Below are 18,018 nucleotides of genomic sequence, written 5' to 3'. Positions count from 1 at the left end.
AGATGAGTAAATTCTGGAGCCCTTTCGTCAAGGACCTCGTGCCTTACGTCCCTGGCGAGCAGCCAAAGCTGACCAAGCTGGTCAAGCTCAACACCAACGAAAACCCATACGGCCCATCGCCCAAGGCGCTGGCGGCCATGCAGGCCGAGTTGAACGACAACTTGCGCCTGTACCCGGACCCCAACAGCGACCTGCTCAAGCAGGCCGTGGCCAGGTATTACGGGATCGACGCCGGCAAGGTGTTCCTCGGCAACGGTTCCGACGAAGTGCTGGCGCACATCTTCCATGGTCTGTTCCAGCACGATCTGCCGTTGCTGTTCCCGGATATCAGCTACAGCTTCTACCCGGTGTACTGCGGCCTGTATGGCATCACGTTCGACGCGGTGCCATTGGACGAGCAGTTCCAGATTCGCGTCGCTGACTATGCCAGGCCCAACGGCGGCATCATCTTCCCCAACCCGAACGCGCCCACCGGCTGCGTGTTGGCGCTGGATGCTGTGGAACAGATACTCAAGGCCAGTCCGGATTCGGTGGTGGTGGTCGATGAAGCCTACATCGACTTCGGCGGCGAAACCGCTATCAGCCTGGTTGACCGTTACCCGAACCTGCTGGTGACCCAGACCCTGTCCAAATCGCGCTCACTGGCCGGTTTGCGTGTGGGCCTGGCCGTGGGCCACCCAGACCTGATCGAAGCGCTGGAGCGGGTCAAGAACAGCTTCAACTCCTATCCGCTGGACAGGCTGGCGATTGTTGGCGCGGCGGCGGCGTTCGAAGACCGTGAATACTTCGAGCAGACCTGCCAGAGGGTGATCGACAGCCGCAACAAGGTGGTCGCGCAACTGGAAGGCAAAGGGTTTGAAGTGTTGCCCTCGGCGGCGAACTTCATCTTTGCGCGCCACCCACGGCATGACGCTGCTGGATTGGCAGCCAAGTTGCGTGAGCAGGGGGTTATCGTGCGGCACTTCAAGCAGGAGCGGATTGCCCAGTTCCTGCGGATCAGTATCGGTACGCCTGAGCAGAACCAGGCGCTGATTGATGGGCTCGGCGAGCTCTAATTCTTTACAGGCAGTAAGGGCCTCATCGTGGGCAAGCCCGGCTCCCACAGGAAACTGCATTTCCCTGTGGGAGCCGGGCTTGCCCGCAATGAGGTCACCAGCTACACCAGAAAACTGGAGGCTTAGATCAGCGGCTCATCCGGCTTCTTGTTCTTCCAGCCATCATTACCTGGCAGCAGCAGGTTCAAACCTATCGCCACCACGGCGCACAGGGCGATGCCCTTGAGGCCGAAATCATCCGGGCCGGTGCCGGTACCCACCAGCACACCGCCAATCCCGAACACCAACGTTACCGACACAATCACCAGGTTGCGTGCTTCACCCAGGTCGATCTTGTGGCGAATCAGCGTGTTCATCCCCACTGCGGCAATCGAGCCGAACAGCAGGCATAGAATCCCGCCCATCACCGGCACGGGGATGCTCTGCAGCAGTGCGCCGAACTTGCCGATAAACGCCAGGCTGATGGCAAACACTGCCGCCCAGGTCATGATTTTCGGGTTGTAGTTCTTGGTCAGCATCACGGCGCCGGTCACCTCGGCGTAGGTGGTGTTCGGCGGGCCGCCAAACATGCCGGCAGCCGTGGTGGCGATACCGTCACCCAGCAAAGTGCGGTGCAGGCCAGGCTTTTTCAGGTAGTCGCGACCGGTCACGCTGCCCACCGCAATCACGCCGCCGATATGTTCGATCGCCGGGGCCAGGGCCACCGGGACGATAAACAGGATCGCCTGCCAGTTGAACTCAGGTGCAGTGAAGTGGGGTAGGGCGAACCACGGCGCAGCCGCGATCTTTGCCGTGTCGACCACGCCAAAGTAGAACGACATGGCAAAACCCACCAGCACGCCGGAGATGATCGGCACCAGGCGGAAAATGCCTTTGCCGAACACGGCCACGATCAAGGTGGTCAGCAGTGCGGGCATCGAGATCAGCATCGCCGTCTGGTAATGGATCAACTCGGCGCCGTCGCCGGATTTGCCCATGGCCATATTGGCCGCAATCGGCGCCATGGCCAGGCCGATCGAGATGATCACGGGGCCGATGACCACCGGTGGCAGCAGCCGGTCGATAAAACCGGTGCCCTTGACCTTCACGGCCAGGCCCAGGAACGTATAGACGAAGCCGGCTGCCATCACCCCACCCATGGTCGCCGCCAGGCCGAATTGGCCCTTGGCGAGGATGATCGGAGTGATAAACGCGAAGCTTGATGCCAAAAATACCGGCACCTGCCGCCCTGTCACCACCTGGAACAGCAAGGTGCCCAGGCCGGCGGTGAACAGTGCGACGTTTGGATCAAGACCTGTGATCAGCGGCATCAACACCAGCGCGCCAAATGCTACGAAGAGCATCTGTGCGCCAGACAGGATCTGGCGCCAAAGCGGGTCGTTGAATTCATCCTGCATGTTCACGCGTCCTTCTGCTTGGTGCCGAAGATCTTGTCACCGGCATCGCCAAGGCCCGGGATGATGTAGCCGTGTTCATTCAGGCGCTCATCGATGGATGCGGTGTAGATCTGCACATCCGGGTGGGCCTTCTCGACGGCGGCGATGCCTTCGGGCGCAGCCACCAGCACCATGGCGCGAATGTCCCGGCAACCGGCTTTTTTCAGCAGGTCGATGGTCGCAACCATGGAACTGCCAGTGGCGAGCATCGGGTCGATGATCATGGCCAGGCGCTCGTTGATTTCCGGAACAAGCTTTTCCAGGTAGGTGTGGGCCTGCAGTGTTTCTTCATTGCGGGCAACGCCCACGGCGCTGACCTTGGCGCCCGGGATCAGGCTGAGTACACCTTCGAGCATACCGATACCGGCACGCAGGATAGGCACGACGGTAATTTTCTTACCGGCGATTTTCTCCACTTGTACGGGACCGGCCCAACCGGGGATCTCGTAGGTTTCCAGGGGTAAATCCTTGGTGGCTTCGTAAGTCAGCAGCGCTCCGACTTCCTGAGCAAGCTCACGGAAATTCTTCGTGCTAATGTCGGCACGGCGCATAAGGCCGAGTTTGTGTCGGATCAGCGGGTGGCGGATCTCGCGAGTGGGCATGGGAAAGGCTCCGGCGGCGGGCAAAAAAACCGGCCTAGATTAATCTATCCGAGGGTGTTGTCCTATAGACATCAAGTACGTTAGTCCATAAAGGCTTGATTGGAGCGCACGAGAAGCGTACCTTCGCCCGCTTTTCTTGCCACAGCACCCCCCCTTGGAGAGCGCCATGTCTGCTGATCTCGAGCATATCCGTCAAATCATGCACGAGGCTGACTGCCTGTACACCGAAGCGCAGGTCGAAGCAGCAATCGCCAAGGTCGGCGAGCACATCACTCGCGAAATGGCCGACACCAATCCGGTGGTCTTTTGCGTGATGAACGGTGGTCTGATCTTCGCCGGTAAATTGCTGACCCACCTGCAATTCCCACTGGAAGCCTCATACCTGCACGCCACCCGTTATCGCAACGAAACCAGTGGCGGCGACCTGTTCTGGAAGGCCAAGCCGGAAGTTTCGTTCATCGATCGCGATGTGCTGATCATCGACGACATCCTCGATGAAGGTCATACCCTGGGGGCGATCATTGATTTCTGCAAACATGCCGGCGCGCGCAAAGTGCACACCGCTGTGCTGATCGATAAAGACCACGACCGCAAAGCCCGTCCTGAACTGAAAGCCGATTTTGTGGGTCTGCCGTGCGTCGACCGCTATATCTTTGGTTATGGCATGGACTACAAAGGCTACTGGCGTAACGCCAATGGCATCTTTGCCGTTAAAGGAATGTAATCGATGGCCCGCTTTCTTGATCAGACTCTGTTTGCCGAATTGGCCGAGAAAGCGGCCGCCAACCCCCGTGGGCGTCAGAACGTCAACTTCCATGAGATGCAAGAGCCTTGTCATCGCATGGCAGTCGGCTTGCAGCCCAGCACCTATGTGCAGCCTCATCGTCACCTGAGCGCCGATAAGGCCGAGACCTTGCTGGTGCTCAAAGGGCGTCTGGGAATCCTGATTTTCAGCGAGACCGGCGAACTGCTCAGCAAGCGTGTGTTGGAAGCGGGCGGGGAATGCCAGGGCGTCGACCTGTCGCCCGGCGTTTTTCATGGCCTGGTGGTGCTGGAGCCAGACAGCATCATGTTTGAATGCAAAGCAGGCCCTTATCGTCCTGTTGGCGATGGCGAACTGGCAAGCTGGGCGCCTCGTGAAGGCGAGGTGGGGATGGCGGAGTATCACCGCTGGATGCTTGCCCAGTTCGATTGAACACTGACATCCAAATGTAGGAGCGAGCTTGCTCGCGAAAAACGTCAACGATAACGCGTGCTTCCTGAATGAACGCGGCGCCTTAGAGCTTTTCGCGAGCAAGCTCGCTCCTACAGGTATTAGGGCAAGCCCCTCCCACATACTGCGTCGCGCAGGTAGACTTCTAGCCCCGTGTAAATGTCTGCAGGCTGGAGTCGGTAATGCGTAAAGATAAGAAACAGGTGATTGGCGACGAAATCGGTGACGACCAAATCAAGTTGTTCCTGGACTTTGAGCCGGTTGATGCGACTTCACCGTCCCTGCACAAACTGATCAAGGCCTATCGCGGCCTGCGTATCGACGATTTCGAGCGTTTCCTGGGCTTTTTCAAAGAAGCAGGCCTGGACCTGGATGGCCAGGATGAGCATGGCCAGACCTTTGTCGACCTGATCAAGGACCAGCGCAACGCCGCCGAATACATCGAGCTGATCGACAAAGCCCGCGGCTGATTATCCGAGCCACAAAAAACGCCCCGGCCTCATGAGAGGCCGGGGCGTTTCGCTTTTAACGGTAGGCGCGAGCTTGCTCGCGAAGAGCCTGAGAGCGACGCGTTAATCCACTTGCGCTGCGTTATCGTTGACGTTTTTCGCGAGCGAGCTCGCTCCTACAGGGTCCACCAGCTCAAGGCTGATGTTGTTTTGCGTGTTGATCTTGCGATACAGCTCGGCGTCCGTCTCCAGAACCTTTTCCCGCGCCGGGAAGATCTCGTGCAGCTTGCTCGCCCATTCACCGGCAGTTTTCTCCGGGAAGCAGCGCTCGATCAGCTCCAGCATGATCGAAACGGTGACCGAAGCACCAGGAGACGCGCCCAACAGCGCCGCAAGCGAACCGTCCTTGGCCGCGACCAGTTCGGTGCCGAACTGCAGCACGCCGCCTTTTTTCGGGTCTTTCTTGATGATCTGCACCCGCTGGCCGGCCACTTCCAGGCGCCAGTCTTCGGCTTTCGCCTCGGGGTAGAAGCGACGCAGGGATTCCAGGCGCTGTTCCATGGACTGGCGTACTTCGCTGACCAGGTACTTGGTCAGGTCCATGTTGTCGCGGGCCACGGCCAGCATCGGGCCGATGTTGCCGGCGCGAATCGACATCGGCAGGTCAAGGAACGAGCCGTGTTTGAGGAACTTGGTGGTAAAGCCTGCGTATGGCCCGAACAGCAGGGATTTCTTGCCATCCACTACGCGGGTGTCCAGGTGCGGCACGGACATGGGCGGCGAGCCCACGGCGGCCTGGCTGTAAACCTTGGCCTGGTGCTGCTTGACCACTTCCGGGTTGTCGCAACGCAGCCACTGGCCACTGACCGGGAAGCCGCCGAAGCCTTTGCTCTCTTCGATGCCCGAGGCTTGCAGCAGCGGCAGAGCCGCGCCACCTGCGCCAAGGAACACGAACTTGGCGTCCACTTCGCGGCTGTTGCCGCTGTTAACGTCCTTGATGCTCACGGTCCAGCCGGCGCCGTTGCGCTTGAGGCCGGTGACGCGCTTGCAGTACTTGACCTGGGCATCCGCAGAGCTGGTCAGGTGGCTGAGCAACTGATTGGTCAGGGCACCGAAGTTGACGTCGGTGCCGTTCATCACGCGGGTAGCGGCGATTTTTTCGTCGAGCGGGCGGCCCGGCATCATTAGCGGCATCCACTCGGCCATCTCACTGCGGTCTTCGGTGTAATGCATATCCGAAAACGCGTGGTGCTGGCTGAGGGTCTCAAAGCGCTTCTTGAGGAAGGACACGCCTTTGTCGCCCTGCACGAAGCTCAGGTGCGGGACCGGGCTGATGAACGACCTGGACGAGCCAAAGGTGCCTTTCTTGGTCAGGTAAGCCCAAAACTGCTTCGACACCTCGAACTGGGTGTTGATGTGCACGGCTTTCTTGATATCGATGGAACCATCGGCGGCCTGCGGCGTGTAGTTCAGCTCACACAGCCCGGCATGGCCGGTACCGGCGTTGTTCCACGGGTTGGAACTCTCCGCGGCACCCGAATCCATCAGCTCAACGACTTCCAGCGTGAGGCCGGGGTCGAGCTCTTTGAGCAGTACGGCCAGGGTGGCACTCATGATGCCGGCCCCTACCAGAACTACGTCGACTGCTTCGTTATGCGCCATTTAACGCGTCTCCAAAATCTGCAGCACCAAATTGACGGCATGGCTGCCAGGAGTGACGGGGCGGTTCACGTGTTGCCCCAGGTTACCCATGGCCAGGATCGCCATGTCCGTTTCGCAATTCTTTGCAACTTCAGCACACGCTTCCTGCCGGGCTAATCTGCCTATGAACGCATTCATGGGCGCCTGTGGCAATTCGACTTATGGTCAAAGCGTGCGATTCGTGCAACCAATCCGTAGCGGACAGGCTCAAGCTCCGGTTTTTGAGGAAGGCTCGATCCTGTGTAATTGGGCTGACCCAGACGCTGATGGTGCTTGTACAAACGCCAAACTATTCATTTGCTCGCCACACTCTTGTGAAGTTGTGAAAACCCGTTTTTTCACGCTCTTTTGAAGACGTGAACCTCAAAAAAGGGCTGCCCCAGCCTGGCACCTGGCCCGTAAACCTCTGCCGACACGCGGCAAAACGGGCAAACAACACAAGTGGCCGAGCGCAACGGCAGCTCTGGCAGATTCGATAAAAGGCGGGGTGGTTTGCAAAGGAAACAGCAAGCACGCCAGCTTCACTCGATCTGTGTGGGCGGCTCTCTGTGGGCGATTTGGGGGTTAATGCCTGGGCATTAACGATGCTGCGGGGCCCGATCAGGAGACGTCCTTATAATCGGGGGGAGATTGTAGCGAAGAACGCCAAGGAAATGGGCGTGTTTTATGACTTTTATTCGGGTCCCGGTCAGGAGGCCAACGCTTGCCGATGTCGTGCGCGAAAAACCTGCGGGCTGACCCGGGCGCTGGCCGGCAGGGGCCGGTGCATCCAGCCAAGGTGAGTCTCGGTCACTTCAACCCAACCTTCACCGACGGGCGGCAGGCTGCATTGCTTGAATGCCTGGCAATGGCCCTGGGCGTCGAGCAGGGCAAAGTGGCGATGACGGGCGTGTGACATGAACAGGGTCTTGAGAAGGCGCATGGCTGTGTACCTGGTGTGTTACATGCTTGAAGAGTGCCAGTGTGGCATGACACTGCGGTGACCAATTTATGCGAATTTGTAATTTGCCCGTGGCTTCAGCCACCGTTCAGGATTGCTGGTGAGTGGCGTGCGTGCACCGTTATACTGGCGACCTGTCTGCACCTAGTCCTGGAGAAATGAGTATGTTGCAACGCCTGTTGTTCGGTTTGATCACTGTGACCAGTTTGACCCTGGTTGGCTGCGCCAACAGCCCGCAACAACTCAGCCCGCAACCTAAAGTCACTGCGCCGTTGGCTGCGGTAGGCCATGGCCAGCCGGTCTCGGTACGCGTGGTCGACGGGCGTCCGTCGCCGACCCTGGGCTCGCGTGGCGGCCTGTACCCGGAGACCGCACTGATTTCGGTGACCGGCCAGGATGTGCTGCCCAAGCTGCAGGCCCAGGCTGAAGCTGCTGTGCGTTTGCTGGGCTTTACGCCGACCAACTCGCCAGGTGTGCCGCAACTGACCGTGACCCTGGCCGAGCTGAAGTACCAATCGCCCAAAGAGGGGCTGTATGTGACCGAAGCCTCCATCGGCGCGACCTTCAAGTCTGACGTCAGCGCCGGTACCCGTCGCTACAGTGGTCGCTACGCTGCTTCGCTGAACCAGCGCTTTGGCATGTCGCCCAACCAGGAAACCAACACTAAATTGGTCAGTGATGTGCTCAGTGATGCCTTGACCCGCCTGTTCAAGGACCCAAGCATCGGTCAACTGCTCAGCGCGCAATAAGCCGGTTATAAAAAAACCGGGCTCATCACTGAGCCCGGTTTTTTTGTGCCTGTAGTTTGGTCAGGCGGCCGTATCGACATAAAAGTCCAGCATGCTCACGCCGGTGAGAAAATCCAGCTCCGGCAGGTCGGCATGTTGGTGCCCGCCGAGGGCGCAATACACCAGCCAATGGCGGTCCTGAACGTTGAACGCAAGGCTGCCGACCAGCGCCTCTTGCTCATCGCTTTGGGCGATCAGATACAGCCGATCCTGGTTTTGCGCATGCAACATGACAAGCTCCTCAAGCGTCGAAGGGCAACAGAGTGGCTTGTTAAGGTGACGTTCAGGTGACGCTGTAAATTACTGGATACATTAACCGTCAACGGAGAAGGAGCATTAACGGCGCAGGAGGCGACTATCGTTCAGGTTGGTATCTGGGCTGATATCCGAATACTGATTCGCCGAGGTTTGCGATGGCGCTGCTCATCAATGCTATTGCCCTGTTGGTTGCCTGCTCGGGCGCCCTGGTGCTGTTCATCACCCGCTTGCATGCGCAACGTGCGATGGCCGATCTGGCCATGCGCAGCGAAGAGCGCGCTATCGACCAGCCGATGCTCTTTCTGGATACGCACACTGAACGGGCGCATCGCCAGGCTTACCGCGTCGGGTTCGGCTGCCTTGGCCTGGCCCTGGCAATCTCCTGGCTCAGCACCCATTTCTAATTTCACTGCAAAACCAAATGTGGGAGCGGGCTCACCCGCCAAGGCGGTGTATCAGCCACTGAATCTTTAACTGAACCACTGCTATCGCAGGCGAGCCAGCTCCCACACTGGTCATGTACTGCCCGTAGAATCAGCGCCTGCCACATATCCCCTGTAGGGTCACATATTACAGGGGGATCCCGGCCTTGACCCGATACTGATTGCGTACCGGCGTCGCATACTGCACCACCAGATAAGGCCGGTGCTCGGCCGGGCATTCGTTCAGGCGCCGCTCCCATTCAGCTTTCGCCTTGGCCAACTCATCGGCCGGAAATACTTCGGCGGCTTTAGGCACTTGCAACTGCGGATCGGCATCATCCCACTGCGCGTACGCCAGGTAATGCACCGGGAACAAGCGGTAGCCACCGAGGATCTGCCGATCCATTTCCACTGCCAGCAGCTTGGTATCTTCGAAGCGCTCGGTAATCGGTGGCGCAAAGTTCACGTGCACCCGGCCTTTGTAGCCGGTGATACCCAGGGCAATGCTCACGTCGTCCTCGCCCGGCGCCTTGGTGTAGGTGCCGGTGGTGGCGCGGATGTACAGCTCGCGGGCCTTGGCGGCATCGCAAGGGTCGTACTCGTAGCTGATGGACACCGGCGTCAGGTTCAACGACTGAATGACCTCGGCAAACGGCTCGTCCTTGCGGCTGACGTGGAACATTTTGAGGATTGCCGATTCGGTACGGTCATCACCATCCTTGGCCCGGCCTTCGGCCTGGGCGATCCAGATCGACTGGCAGTCGTTGCGGATCGAGTGGTTGATATAGGCCGACAGCAGGTTGTAGGCCGCCATCTTCTCCTTTCGCCCGGTGATCGAACGGTGCACGATGAAGCTCTTGTTCAGGCGCATCAGGTCGCTGACAAACGGCTTTTGCAGCAGGTTGTCACCGATGGCGATGCGTGGTGTCGGCAGGCCTGCGTGATAAACGGCATAGTTGACGAAGGCCGGGTCCATCACGATGTCGCGGTGGTTGGCCAGAAACAGATAGGCAGTGCCGGATTTGAGCTGCTCGACGCCGGTGTAGGTCACGCCGTCGGTCGCCCGGTCAATGGTGTGGTCGACGTAGTACTCGACTTTGTCTTGCAGCGTCGCCACGGTGGTGACGCCGGCAAACTCACGGCGCAATTTGCGCGCGATCATCGGCTTGAGCAACCAGCCCAGGGCGCCGGCAAAGCGCGGGAAGCGAAAGTGGGTCAGGATGTCCAGAAAGGCCTTGTCACTGAACAGACGCGCCAGCACTGCCGGGACTTCGCTGTCGTTGTAAGGTCGGATGGTATCGAATTCGCCCATCATGCTCTCTTGTTAGAAACGGCTAGGGTAAGTAAAGGAAATAGCAGGGGCGGCGTGAGTAAACTGGCTCTGCCGGAATAGCCCTGTAAATAGACCGGCGATTATACGCACAAGTCACCTGGGAGACTGCGATGCTGGAAACTGCGCTGTACGATTGTCCTTATTGTGGCGAAGCGGTCGAGACAACCGTGGATTTGTCTGGCGGGGACCAGACCTATATAGAAGACTGCCAAGTGTGTTGCCGGCCGATCACGTTCGACCTGCAAGTTCATGGTGAAGAGTGGATGCTTGAAACCCGCAGCGAAAATGAATAGCAGGTAAGCCCCATGCAGCGAATCTACGAACCGGAAAACCTGATGGAGGGCGAGTTGCTGCAGCAGATGCTTGCCAGTGAAGGCATCGAGGCGCACCTGGTGGGGCGTCACTTGCTCGGTGGTACCGGCGAGTTGCCAATCTTCGGCTTGCTGGGGCTGGAGGTCGATAACGATCAGGCGGCTGATGCCCGAGAGCTGATTACTGCCTATATTGGCGCGCAACCGTTGCCCGGCGACGAACCCGACAGCTTCCCCGACGTACTGGTCTGTTAGGCTGTCTGTCGGTTTACCCCAAGAGTCGTGTTGCCCCATGTGTGGACGTTATGCCCTGTTTCGCTGGAACCCTGCCTTTGCTGCCTTGCCGGGCTTCCCCGCCGACCAGCAGGCCCAGTGGAACATTTCCCCGAATGATTCGGTACTGATCCAGCGCCTGAGCGAAGGCCAGCTCACCCTGGCGCGTGCCCGTTGGGGTCTTACGCCGCCCTGGCTGACAGACATGTCGCGCACCCCAGCCCATGCCCGCGCCGAAACCCTGGCCGAACAACCGATGTTCCGTGAAGCGTTCCGCCAGCGCCGCTGCCTGCTGCCGGCCAACGGTTTCTACGAATGGCGCGGCACCCAGCGCAAGCGCCCGTATTGGTTGACGCCGGGGGAGGGTTCTACCTTATTTTTTGCTGCGATCTGGGAAGCGTATCCCGTGCAGGAACAGGTGTGGCTGAGTACCGCGGTGGTCACCCAGGCGGCGCAAAGCCAACGTCGGCCATTGATTCTTGATGCGGCGGGGCAGGCCGCCTGGCTCGATCCCGAGACGCCGTTGCAGGTGCTGCAAGGGTTGCTGGCGGGTGAGCCCAGCGCTTTGCGTGAGCGCGTGCTGGCCAATATGGTCAATGATCCAAAGCTCAATGGGCCGGAGTGCCTGACCCCGGCTTGAGCCTGCACTGTGGGATGTATCCGAAAATCAGCGGTTAAATGTCTGATGTATCTGGCGCCAATACCAACGACCGCCTACGATACGCGCCATGTTTTCAGGGAGCGTGTTCATGAAGAAGTCATTGGCGGTAAGCGGTTTGGTTGCAGCGATGTTGCTGGCGGGTTGCCAGTCGGTCAACACGACCAGCGGCGGAGCCGTTGGGGTTGAGCGCAAGCAATACATGTTCAGCATGTTGTCGAGCCAGGAAGTCGACCAGATGTATGCCCAGTCCTACCAGCAGACTCTGGGTGAAGCCAGTGGCAAAGGCGTTCTGGACAAGACCAGCGCCAACGCCAAGCGTGTGCAGGCCATCGCCAAGCGCCTGATCGCTCAGGCGCCGACCTTTCGCGCGGACGCCGCCCAGTGGAACTGGGAAGTGAACCTCATCAAAAGCGACGAGATGAACGCCAACTGCGGGCCTGGCGGCAAGATCCTGGTGTATAGCGCGTTGATCGACAACCTCAAGCTCACCGACGATGAGTTGGCTGCAGTGATGGGCCATGAAATTGCCCACGCCCTGCGTGAACATGGTCGTGAAGCGATGTCCAAGGCATACGGTATCGAGATGGCCAAGCAGGGCGCCGGGGCACTGTTCGGTCTTGGCCAGGACAGCCTGGCACTGGCCGATACCGTGGCCAACTATGGCATGACCTTGCCCAACAGCCGCAGCAACGAAAACGAAGCCGACCTGATCGGCCTGGAGCTTTCTGCGCGTGCCGGCTATAACCCGAACGCGGCGATCACGCTGTGGAATAAAATGGCCAAGGCTTCCGAAGGCGCACCGCCGGAGTTCATGAGCACTCACCCGGCTTCCGACAGCCGGATCGCTTCGTTGCAGGCCGCGATTCCGAAGGTAATGCCGCTGTACCAGCAGGCCAAAAAATCCTGATGGGCGCTGTGTAGGAGCGAGCTTGCTCGCGAAAAACTCACCGGCGCCGCGTTATTCAAGCAGCACGCGTTATCGTTGACGTTTCTTGCGAGCAAACTCGCTCCTACAGGCATCAAGGCAAACTAGATCCAGCCACTGCTTTGCATGGCTTTGTAGACCGCCACGATTGCCAGCACAAAAAACGCCGTAGCCGCCAATCGACGAATCAAGGTCAGCGGCAGTTTCTCCGCGGCGAAATTCCCCGCTAGAACCACCGGTACGTTGGCAATCAACATGCCCAGGGTGGTGCCGATAATCACCAGCCACAACTCCGGATACTGCGCGGCCAGCATGACCGTGGCGATCTGGGTCTTGTCACCGATTTCCGCAAGGAAAAAGGCAATCAGCGTGGTCAGGAATGGCCCGAACTTGCGTGTGGTGCTGGCTTCGTCATCATCGAGCTTGTCCGGCACCAGGGTCCAGAGTGCCGTGGCACAGAAGCTCGCCGCAAGAATCCAGTGAAGCACCGCATCCGAGAAGAAACTCCCGAACCAGGCCCCCACGGCGCCGGCCGCCGCATGGTTGGCCAGGGTCGCGGCGACGATGCCGGCGATGATTGGCCAGGGCTTGCGAAAGCGGGCAGCAAGAATGAGCGCGAGCAGTTGCGTCTTGTCGCCGATTTCGGCCAAGGCAACGATTGCAGTAGGAACGAGTAGTGAATCCAGCATCAGGTAGTTTCCAGGGGCGGGTCGACACGGCTATGACACGTACAGCCTTCCCGCCCCGGGTAAGGTGTGCGTGTCATAGGTCTTGTCAAACCCCGGTCCGTCTGTGCGGACTCCTGGGTCGCATACGCCATGATCTGCTGACCAAGTATGTTGACGTATGCCGGACGAGCATGGCGCTCGTGGGAGACTACTCCCCTAGGACGCTGCGGATTCTGCCTAGGCAAAACCCATTCGGCAAGCCTTCTTTTTCAAATGTCCTTCAGGGGCGCTTGGCGCGGTAGATACGAAAACCATTGCCTTCGGCCTTGATCGCGCAGATACCCAAATGCTCTTCGATCAGCGGCTGGTACTTCAGAAAGCTGTTGGCGACCAGGCGCAGTTCGCCGCCTTTTGCCAGATGTTTGGCCGCTTTTCGCAGCAAGTTCTCCGTGGCGAAATAATCGGTGTGCACCCCGACATGGAACGGAGGGTTGCTCAAAATCGCGTTCAAACCCATCGGTGCGGCATCGATTCCATCACCGGTCAGCACCTCGGCTTCCAGCCCGTTCGCCGCCAGCGTCAGCCGACTGCTGGCCGCCGCAAAGGCATCCACATCCAGCATGGTCACGGTGTTATGCGGGTAGCGACGCTTGACCGCAGCCCCCAGTACCCCGGCGCCGCAACCGAAGTCGAGCAGGTGCCCGCTTGGCAGTTTGTCCAGATGCTCCAGCAGCAACTCGGTGCCGCGGTCCAGGCGGCCATGGCTGAACACGCCCGGAAGGCTCACCACCTTCAGCGGGCCTTCGGCCAGCGGTACGTCGAAAACCTGCGCCAGGCTTTCCAGCTCCACGGCTTGCGGAGCATTGGCGACGGTGACTTGCCACAGCTGGCAATGCCGCGCGTTATCCAGCTTGCGTGGCTTGCCCAGAGGGCTCATCTGCTTGGCGGCGCTTTCGATGCCACCTTTTTTCTCACCCACCAGAAACAACTCGGCGCCAGGCAGGCGTGCGGCCACGGCATTGAGCAGGTAGTGGGTGAGGTCCTTGGACTTGGGCAGGAAGATCACCGCCGCATCAAAGGCACGCTCGGGCACATTTACCCCGAACTGGCTGCGCTCGGGAAACCGCGCATCAAGCGCCGCCTGGTCGCCGGCGTGCCAACACCAGCCATGGGCGTTGGGCAGGCGCCCGAGCAAATCGTCGGCAGGCAGACCTACCAGCAGCAGGTTGCCTTGAAAAAGTTCGGCCTGGCGAAGCAGTACTTCACTGCGCGGATCCATGGTCTGCTCCTTGAAAAAGGGGCGCAGTTTATCAACTGACGACGCGCAGCGGGGCACCGCTGAAAAAGCCTCGGGCGTTTTCCGTCAGTTGGCCGACGATCCGTTGCCGCGCTTCGCGACTGCCCCAGGCGTTGTGGGGCGTGACAATCAAGCGAGGAATGTCGCCGGCCAGCAGCGGGTTACCATTGACCGGCGGCTCCACACTCAACACGTCGGTCGCCGCGCCACCCAAATGCCCGCTGCGCAACGCGTCCGCCAAGGCCTGTTCGTTGATCAAGCCACCGCGTGCGGTGTTGACGATAAACGCGCCGGGCTTGAGCAGCGCCAGTTCACGGGCGCCGATAAAGTCGCGGGTGTGTTCATTGAGCGGGCAATGCAAGGTCAGCGCATCGACCTGGGCCAGCAGTTCATCCAGTGGCACGCGGTCGGCGCGGGCCGGGCGCCCGGGAATTGCGCCGAGCACCACACGCATACCAAAGGCTTCGGCCAGACGCGCCACGGCACTGCCCAGTTCGCCATGGCCGAGCAGGCCGAGGGTTTTGCCTTCCAGTTCGACGATTGGATGGTCCAGCAGGCAGAACTGCCTGGCCTGCTGCCATTTACCGGCGGCTACATCCTGTTGGTAGTCCTTCAGACGCGTGGCGAGGTTGAGCAGCAGCATGATCGTGTGCTGGGCCACCGACGGCGTGCCGTAACCCTGGCAGTTGCTCACGGTGATGCCATGGGCGCGAGCGGCTTCAAGGTCGATATTGTTGGTGCCGGTGGCCGATACCAGGATCAGCTTGAGCTTGGGGCAGGCCGCCAGGTTTTGCGCCGTGAGCGGGATTTTGTTGCTGATCGCAACTTGAGCGCCCTGCAAGCGTTCCAGCACATTCTGCGCCGTGGTCTGTTCAAACAACTGCAGCTCGCTGAAGCAGTCACGCAAATCGCTGAGGTCAAGGTCGCCCAAGTCCAGCGAAGGGTGGTCGAGGAAGACGGCGCGGCGATTGTTCATGATCAACTGTACCTTTTGCGACGAGGTTCGAAGGCGTAATCTTCCGAGCCTATCAGATGAAATAATCAGTTACTTAATGGAGTGAGCATGTACGTCGCCGAGTTTTTGACCGTAGCCTTGATTCACTTGTTGGCGGTGGCCAGCCCCGGCCCGGATTTCGCCGTGGTGGTCCGTGAGAGCGTGACCCACGGGCGCCGCGCCGGCACCTGGACGGCCCTGGGCGTCGGCACGGCGATTTTCGTGCATGTGGGTTATTCGCTGTTGGGGATCGGTTTGATCGTGTCCCAGTCCATCGTGTTGTTCAATGCGCTCAAATGGGCTGCCGCGGCGTACCTGCTGTATATCGGCTTCAAGGCCCTGCGTGCGCAGCCGGCCAAGCCCACCGCCGAGGGCGAGTTGCACCGTGAAGCGGGCGAGCGCACCCCACGCGGCGCGTTTACCGCAGGCTTTGTGACCAATGGCTTGAACCCCAAGGCCACGTTGTTCTTCCTCTCGCTGTTCACCGTGGTGATCAACCCCCACACGCCGCTGGCGGTACAGGCTGGTTACGGTGTGTACCTGGCGGTGGCCACGGCCCTGTGGTTTTGCCTGGTGGCCATGTTGTTCAGCCAGCAACGCGTACGTGCCGGGTTTGCGAAGATGGGCCACTGGTTTGATCGGACCATGGGCGCGGTGTTGATTGCGATTGGGGTGAAGCTGGCGTTTACCAGCATGAAGTAATCAATTTTCTCAAGGGTACACAGCTCAAATGTGGGAGGGGGCTTGCTCCCGATAGCGGTGTGTCAGCCCTACATAAGCTGACTGACACCCTGCTATCGGGGGCAAGCCCCCTCCCACATGGGTCTTCCCTAAGCCGCGGATACTGGCGCAAAGCTAGCATTTGCTGAGTTCTGCAAATCATTCCTTTGGCTGATTTGGCTGAAACATAAGCCCTCTACAGTGCAGGTCTTAAAGCCAAGACCGCGCAGTCATTAAAGGGATTCGTATGTTGCAGACCCGTGTCATCCCGCCCGCCGAAGGTGCGTACCAATACCCGCTGCTGATCAAGCGCCTGCTGATGTCCGGGACTCGCTATGAGAAGACCCGGGAGATCATCTACCGTGACAAGCTGCGCTACACCTACCCGACGCTGATCGAGCGCGTTGCGCGCCTGGCGAATGTGCTGACCGAAGCCGGGGTCAAGGCCGGTGATACCGTGGCGGTGATGGATTGGGACAGCCACCGTTACCTGGAATGCATGTTCGCCATTCCGATGATCGGCGCGGTTATCCACACCATCAACGTGCGCCTGTCACCGGAACAGATTCTCTACACCATGAACCACGCCGAAGATCGCTTTGTGCTGGTCAACAGTGAGTTCGTGGGGCTTTACCAGGCGATTGCCGGGCAACTCACTACCGTCGACAAGACCTTGTTGATTACCGATGGTGACACCAGGACCGCAGAGTTACCCAACCTGGTCGGCGAATACGAAACCCTGCTGGCCGCCGCCAGCCCCCAATACGACTTCCAGGACTTCGACGAAAACTCCGTCGCCACCACCTTCTACACCACCGGTACCACCGGCAACCCCAAAGGCGTGTATTTCACCCACCGCCAACTGATGCTGCACACCATCGGCGTGGCGACCATCATGGGCAGCGTCGACAGCGTGCGCCTGCTGGGCACCAACGATGTATATATGCCGATCACGCCGATGTTCCATGTACACGCCTGGGGCTTGCCGTATGTGGCGACCATGCTCGGCTTGAAGCAGGTCTACCCGGGGCGCTACGACCCGGAATACCTGGTGCAGCTGTGGCGCGAGGAGAACGTCACGTTCTCGCATTGTGTGCCGACCATTCTGCAAATGGTGCTTAACGCCAAGGCTGCCCAGGGTGTGGATTTTGCTGGGTGGAAAATCGTCATTGGCGGCAGCGCGCTCAACCGTTCGCTGTACGAAGCCGCCAAGGCCCGCGGCATTCAATTGACCGCCGCGTATGGCATGTCCGAGACCGGGCCGCTGGTGTCCTGCGCGCACCTCAATGAGGAGTTGATGGCTGGTAGCGAAGACGAACGCACCACCTACCGCATCAAGGCCGGTGTGCCCGGGCCGTTGGTTGAGGCGGCAATCATGGACACCGACGGCAATTTTCTCCCCGCCGACGGCGAAACCCAGGGCGAACTGGTGCTGCGCGCACCCTGGCTGACCGAGGGTTACTACAACGAACCGCAAAAGGGCGCCGAACTGTGGGCGGGCGGCTGGATGCACACCGGCGATGTGGCCACGCTGGATGCGTTCGGCGTGATTGATATCCGCGATCGCATCAAGGATGTGATCAAAACCGGTGGCGAGTGGATCTCGTCCCTGGCCCTTGAAGACCTGGTCAGCCGCCACCCGGCGGTACGCGAGGTAGCAGTGGTGGGCATCGCCGATCCGCAATGGGGCGAGCGCCCATTCGCCTTGCTGGTGGTGCATGAGGGCCATGTGATTGGCGCGCGGGAGCTCAAGGAGCACCTCAAACCTTTCGTTGAACTTGGGCATTTGAGCAAATGGGCGATTCCAAGCCAGATCGCGGTTGTTACTGAAATTCCCAAGACCAGTGTAGGAAAGCTCGACAAAAAACGTATCCGTATCGACATCATCGAATGGCAAGCCAACAACAGCACGTTCCTGTCTACGCTTTAATGCCCCTCGCCGCGCCCTTTCGGGCGCGGCAATGCTCTATCT

Annotated in this window: 21 protein-coding genes and 1 riboswitch; of the genes, 12 read left to right on the top strand and 9 right to left on the bottom strand. The window is 59.6% G+C overall.

All coding sequences use genetic code 11. The annotated features are described in order from the left end of the window. Nucleotides 1-2: 2 nt before the first annotated feature. Nucleotides 3-1,055 (top strand): histidinol-phosphate transaminase, encoded by a 1,053-nt coding sequence (hisC, locus tag JFT63_RS14115; protein WP_186559226.1) that lies wholly within the window; start codon nt 3-5, stop codon nt 1,053-1,055. Nucleotides 1,056-1,177: 122 nt separating this feature from the next. Here the strand turns inward: hisC and JFT63_RS14110 are convergent, their stop codons facing one another. Beyond that, a complete protein-coding gene (locus JFT63_RS14110) occupies nt 1,178-2,452 on the bottom strand; it encodes a uracil-xanthine permease family protein (RefSeq protein ID WP_057701581.1) in 1,275 nt (424 codons plus the stop codon). Nucleotides 2,453-2,454: 2 nt separating this feature from the next. Then, the gene (gene upp, locus JFT63_RS14105) at nt 2,455-3,093 is read right to left on the bottom strand and encodes a uracil phosphoribosyltransferase (RefSeq protein WP_003188608.1); all 639 of its coding nucleotides are present in this window, start codon (nt 3,091-3,093) and stop codon (nt 2,455-2,457) included. Nucleotides 3,094-3,259: 166 nt separating this feature from the next. Between upp and JFT63_RS14100 the strand changes: the two genes are divergently transcribed. From JFT63_RS14100 to JFT63_RS14090, 3 genes are all read left to right on the top strand, one after another. Beyond that, on the top strand, nt 3,260-3,817 hold the full coding sequence (locus JFT63_RS14100; RefSeq protein WP_005784869.1) for a hypoxanthine-guanine phosphoribosyltransferase: 558 nt from the start codon (nt 3,260-3,262) through the stop codon (nt 3,815-3,817). Between the two features lie 3 nt (nt 3,818-3,820). Continuing rightward, entirely contained in the window at nt 3,821-4,288 is a 468-nt protein-coding gene (locus tag JFT63_RS14095; protein WP_057701580.1) for a WbuC family cupin fold metalloprotein, read from the top strand. 200 nt (nt 4,289-4,488) lie between these two features. After that, complete coding sequence (locus JFT63_RS14090) at nt 4,489-4,776, top strand: PA4642 family protein (RefSeq protein WP_043050771.1); 288 nt, start codon at nt 4,489-4,491, stop codon at nt 4,774-4,776. A gap of 102 nt (nt 4,777-4,878) precedes the next feature. On the opposite strand, the gene mqo is transcribed toward JFT63_RS14090, so the two are convergent. Both mqo and JFT63_RS14080 read right to left on the bottom strand, forming a co-directional pair. Next, a complete protein-coding gene (gene mqo, locus JFT63_RS14085) occupies nt 4,879-6,417 on the bottom strand; it encodes a malate dehydrogenase (quinone) (RefSeq protein ID WP_198844177.1) in 1,539 nt (512 codons plus the stop codon). 727 nt (nt 6,418-7,144) lie between these two features. After that, nucleotides 7,145-7,378, bottom strand: coding sequence for a hypothetical protein (locus JFT63_RS14080; RefSeq protein WP_198844176.1), 234 nt, complete (start codon nt 7,376-7,378; stop codon nt 7,145-7,147). 182 nt (nt 7,379-7,560) lie between these two features. Between JFT63_RS14080 and JFT63_RS14075 the strand changes: the two genes are divergently transcribed. Further along, nucleotides 7,561-8,145: a YajG family lipoprotein gene (locus tag JFT63_RS14075; protein ID WP_043050774.1), complete on the top strand. Its 585-nt coding sequence runs from the start codon at nt 7,561-7,563 to the stop codon at nt 8,143-8,145. 60 nt (nt 8,146-8,205) lie between these two features. Here JFT63_RS14075 and JFT63_RS14070 read toward each other — a convergent pair whose 3' ends face one another. After that, nucleotides 8,206-8,415: a hypothetical protein gene (locus JFT63_RS14070; RefSeq protein WP_057701577.1), complete on the bottom strand. Its 210-nt coding sequence runs from the start codon at nt 8,413-8,415 to the stop codon at nt 8,206-8,208. A gap of 182 nt (nt 8,416-8,597) precedes the next feature. Between JFT63_RS14070 and JFT63_RS14065 the strand changes: the two genes are divergently transcribed. Further along, on the top strand, nt 8,598-8,846 hold the full coding sequence (locus JFT63_RS14065; RefSeq protein ID WP_057701576.1) for a hypothetical protein: 249 nt from the start codon (nt 8,598-8,600) through the stop codon (nt 8,844-8,846). 166 nt (nt 8,847-9,012) lie between these two features. On the opposite strand, the gene JFT63_RS14060 is transcribed toward JFT63_RS14065, so the two are convergent. Further along, the gene (locus JFT63_RS14060; protein ID WP_194440139.1) at nt 9,013-10,176 is read right to left on the bottom strand and encodes a 1-acyl-sn-glycerol-3-phosphate acyltransferase; all 1,164 of its coding nucleotides are present in this window, start codon (nt 10,174-10,176) and stop codon (nt 9,013-9,015) included. 131 nt (nt 10,177-10,307) lie between these two features. Here JFT63_RS14060 and JFT63_RS14055 point away from each other — a divergent pair, with 131 nt between their 5' ends. From JFT63_RS14055 to JFT63_RS14040, 4 genes are all read left to right on the top strand, one after another. Next, nucleotides 10,308-10,490, top strand: a complete 183-nt coding sequence (locus tag JFT63_RS14055; protein WP_034126324.1) for a CPXCG motif-containing cysteine-rich protein — start codon at nt 10,308-10,310, stop codon at nt 10,488-10,490. Between the two features lie 12 nt (nt 10,491-10,502). Beyond that, entirely contained in the window at nt 10,503-10,763 is a 261-nt protein-coding gene (locus JFT63_RS14050; RefSeq protein ID WP_198708266.1) for a putative signal transducing protein, read from the top strand. Nucleotides 10,764-10,800: 37 nt separating this feature from the next. Then, complete coding sequence (locus JFT63_RS14045; protein WP_057701573.1) at nt 10,801-11,421, top strand: SOS response-associated peptidase; 621 nt, start codon at nt 10,801-10,803, stop codon at nt 11,419-11,421. A gap of 109 nt (nt 11,422-11,530) precedes the next feature. Next, nucleotides 11,531-12,349, top strand: coding sequence for a M48 family metallopeptidase (locus JFT63_RS14040; protein ID WP_057701572.1), 819 nt, complete (start codon nt 11,531-11,533; stop codon nt 12,347-12,349). Nucleotides 12,350-12,471: 122 nt separating this feature from the next. Here JFT63_RS14040 and JFT63_RS14035 read toward each other — a convergent pair whose 3' ends face one another. The 3 genes from JFT63_RS14035 to JFT63_RS14025 all read right to left on the bottom strand — a co-directional run bounded on the left by JFT63_RS14035 (nt 12,472) and on the right by JFT63_RS14025 (nt 15,308). Next, complete coding sequence (locus tag JFT63_RS14035) at nt 12,472-13,056, bottom strand: TMEM165/GDT1 family protein (protein ID WP_005784895.1); 585 nt, start codon at nt 13,054-13,056, stop codon at nt 12,472-12,474. 87 nt (nt 13,057-13,143) lie between these two features. Next, nucleotides 13,144-13,265: riboswitch (yybP-ykoY riboswitch) on the bottom strand. A 50-nt stretch (nt 13,266-13,315) separates the two neighbouring features. Further along, nucleotides 13,316-14,314, bottom strand: coding sequence for a class I SAM-dependent methyltransferase (locus JFT63_RS14030; protein ID WP_198708268.1), 999 nt, complete (start codon nt 14,312-14,314; stop codon nt 13,316-13,318). Nucleotides 14,315-14,345: 31 nt separating this feature from the next. After that, nucleotides 14,346-15,308, bottom strand: coding sequence for a 2-hydroxyacid dehydrogenase (locus JFT63_RS14025; RefSeq protein ID WP_233102306.1), 963 nt, complete (start codon nt 15,306-15,308; stop codon nt 14,346-14,348). Between the two features lie 87 nt (nt 15,309-15,395). Here JFT63_RS14025 and JFT63_RS14020 point away from each other — a divergent pair, with 87 nt between their 5' ends. Together JFT63_RS14020 and JFT63_RS14015 are read left to right on the top strand one after the other, a co-directional pair. Further along, a complete protein-coding gene (locus JFT63_RS14020; protein ID WP_057701570.1) occupies nt 15,396-16,028 on the top strand; it encodes a LysE family translocator in 633 nt (210 codons plus the stop codon). A gap of 265 nt (nt 16,029-16,293) precedes the next feature. Then, entirely contained in the window at nt 16,294-17,976 is a 1,683-nt protein-coding gene (locus JFT63_RS14015; RefSeq protein WP_198844175.1) for a fatty acid--CoA ligase, read from the top strand. Nucleotides 17,977-18,018 lie beyond the last annotated feature (42 nt).

Source organism: Pseudomonas sp. MF7453, from assembly GCF_016405455.1.
GTDB lineage: Bacteria > Pseudomonadota > Gammaproteobacteria > Pseudomonadales > Pseudomonadaceae > Aquipseudomonas > Aquipseudomonas paralactis.
The sequence above is the reverse complement of the archived record's forward strand: the minus strand, read 5'-3'. Positions and strand labels throughout refer to the sequence as shown.

What these genes read in the sequence shown, in the direction of transcription:
- hisC (WP_186559226.1), top strand. Translation starts at nt 3, where the DNA reads ATGAGTAAATTCTGGAGCCCTTTCGTCAAGGACCTCGTGCCTTACGTC.
- JFT63_RS14110 (WP_057701581.1), bottom strand. Translation starts at nt 2,452, where the DNA reads ATGCAGGATGAATTCAACGACCCGCTTTGGCGCCAGATCCTGTCTGGC.
- upp (WP_003188608.1), bottom strand. Translation starts at nt 3,093, where the DNA reads ATGCCCACTCGCGAGATCCGCCACCCGCTGATCCGACACAAACTCGGC.
- JFT63_RS14100 (WP_005784869.1), top strand. Translation starts at nt 3,260, where the DNA reads ATGTCTGCTGATCTCGAGCATATCCGTCAAATCATGCACGAGGCTGAC.
- JFT63_RS14095 (WP_057701580.1), top strand. Translation starts at nt 3,821, where the DNA reads ATGGCCCGCTTTCTTGATCAGACTCTGTTTGCCGAATTGGCCGAGAAA.
- JFT63_RS14090 (WP_043050771.1), top strand. Translation starts at nt 4,489, where the DNA reads ATGCGTAAAGATAAGAAACAGGTGATTGGCGACGAAATCGGTGACGAC.
- mqo (WP_198844177.1), bottom strand. Translation starts at nt 6,417, where the DNA reads ATGGCGCATAACGAAGCAGTCGACGTAGTTCTGGTAGGGGCCGGCATC.
- JFT63_RS14080 (WP_198844176.1), bottom strand. Translation starts at nt 7,378, where the DNA reads ATGCGCCTTCTCAAGACCCTGTTCATGTCACACGCCCGTCATCGCCAC.
- JFT63_RS14075 (WP_043050774.1), top strand. Translation starts at nt 7,561, where the DNA reads ATGTTGCAACGCCTGTTGTTCGGTTTGATCACTGTGACCAGTTTGACC.
- JFT63_RS14070 (WP_057701577.1), bottom strand. Translation starts at nt 8,415, where the DNA reads ATGTTGCATGCGCAAAACCAGGATCGGCTGTATCTGATCGCCCAAAGC.
- JFT63_RS14065 (WP_057701576.1), top strand. Translation starts at nt 8,598, where the DNA reads ATGGCGCTGCTCATCAATGCTATTGCCCTGTTGGTTGCCTGCTCGGGC.
- JFT63_RS14060 (WP_194440139.1), bottom strand. Translation starts at nt 10,176, where the DNA reads ATGGGCGAATTCGATACCATCCGACCTTACAACGACAGCGAAGTCCCG.
- JFT63_RS14055 (WP_034126324.1), top strand. Translation starts at nt 10,308, where the DNA reads ATGCTGGAAACTGCGCTGTACGATTGTCCTTATTGTGGCGAAGCGGTC.
- JFT63_RS14050 (WP_198708266.1), top strand. Translation starts at nt 10,503, where the DNA reads ATGCAGCGAATCTACGAACCGGAAAACCTGATGGAGGGCGAGTTGCTG.
- JFT63_RS14045 (WP_057701573.1), top strand. Translation starts at nt 10,801, where the DNA reads ATGTGTGGACGTTATGCCCTGTTTCGCTGGAACCCTGCCTTTGCTGCC.
- JFT63_RS14040 (WP_057701572.1), top strand. Translation starts at nt 11,531, where the DNA reads ATGAAGAAGTCATTGGCGGTAAGCGGTTTGGTTGCAGCGATGTTGCTG.
- JFT63_RS14035 (WP_005784895.1), bottom strand. Translation starts at nt 13,056, where the DNA reads ATGCTGGATTCACTACTCGTTCCTACTGCAATCGTTGCCTTGGCCGAA.
- JFT63_RS14030 (WP_198708268.1), bottom strand. Translation starts at nt 14,314, where the DNA reads ATGGATCCGCGCAGTGAAGTACTGCTTCGCCAGGCCGAACTTTTTCAA.
- JFT63_RS14025 (WP_233102306.1), bottom strand. Translation starts at nt 15,308, where the DNA reads ATGAACAATCGCCGCGCCGTCTTCCTCGACCACCCTTCGCTGGACTTG.
- JFT63_RS14020 (WP_057701570.1), top strand. Translation starts at nt 15,396, where the DNA reads ATGTACGTCGCCGAGTTTTTGACCGTAGCCTTGATTCACTTGTTGGCG.
- JFT63_RS14015 (WP_198844175.1), top strand. Translation starts at nt 16,294, where the DNA reads ATGTTGCAGACCCGTGTCATCCCGCCCGCCGAAGGTGCGTACCAATAC.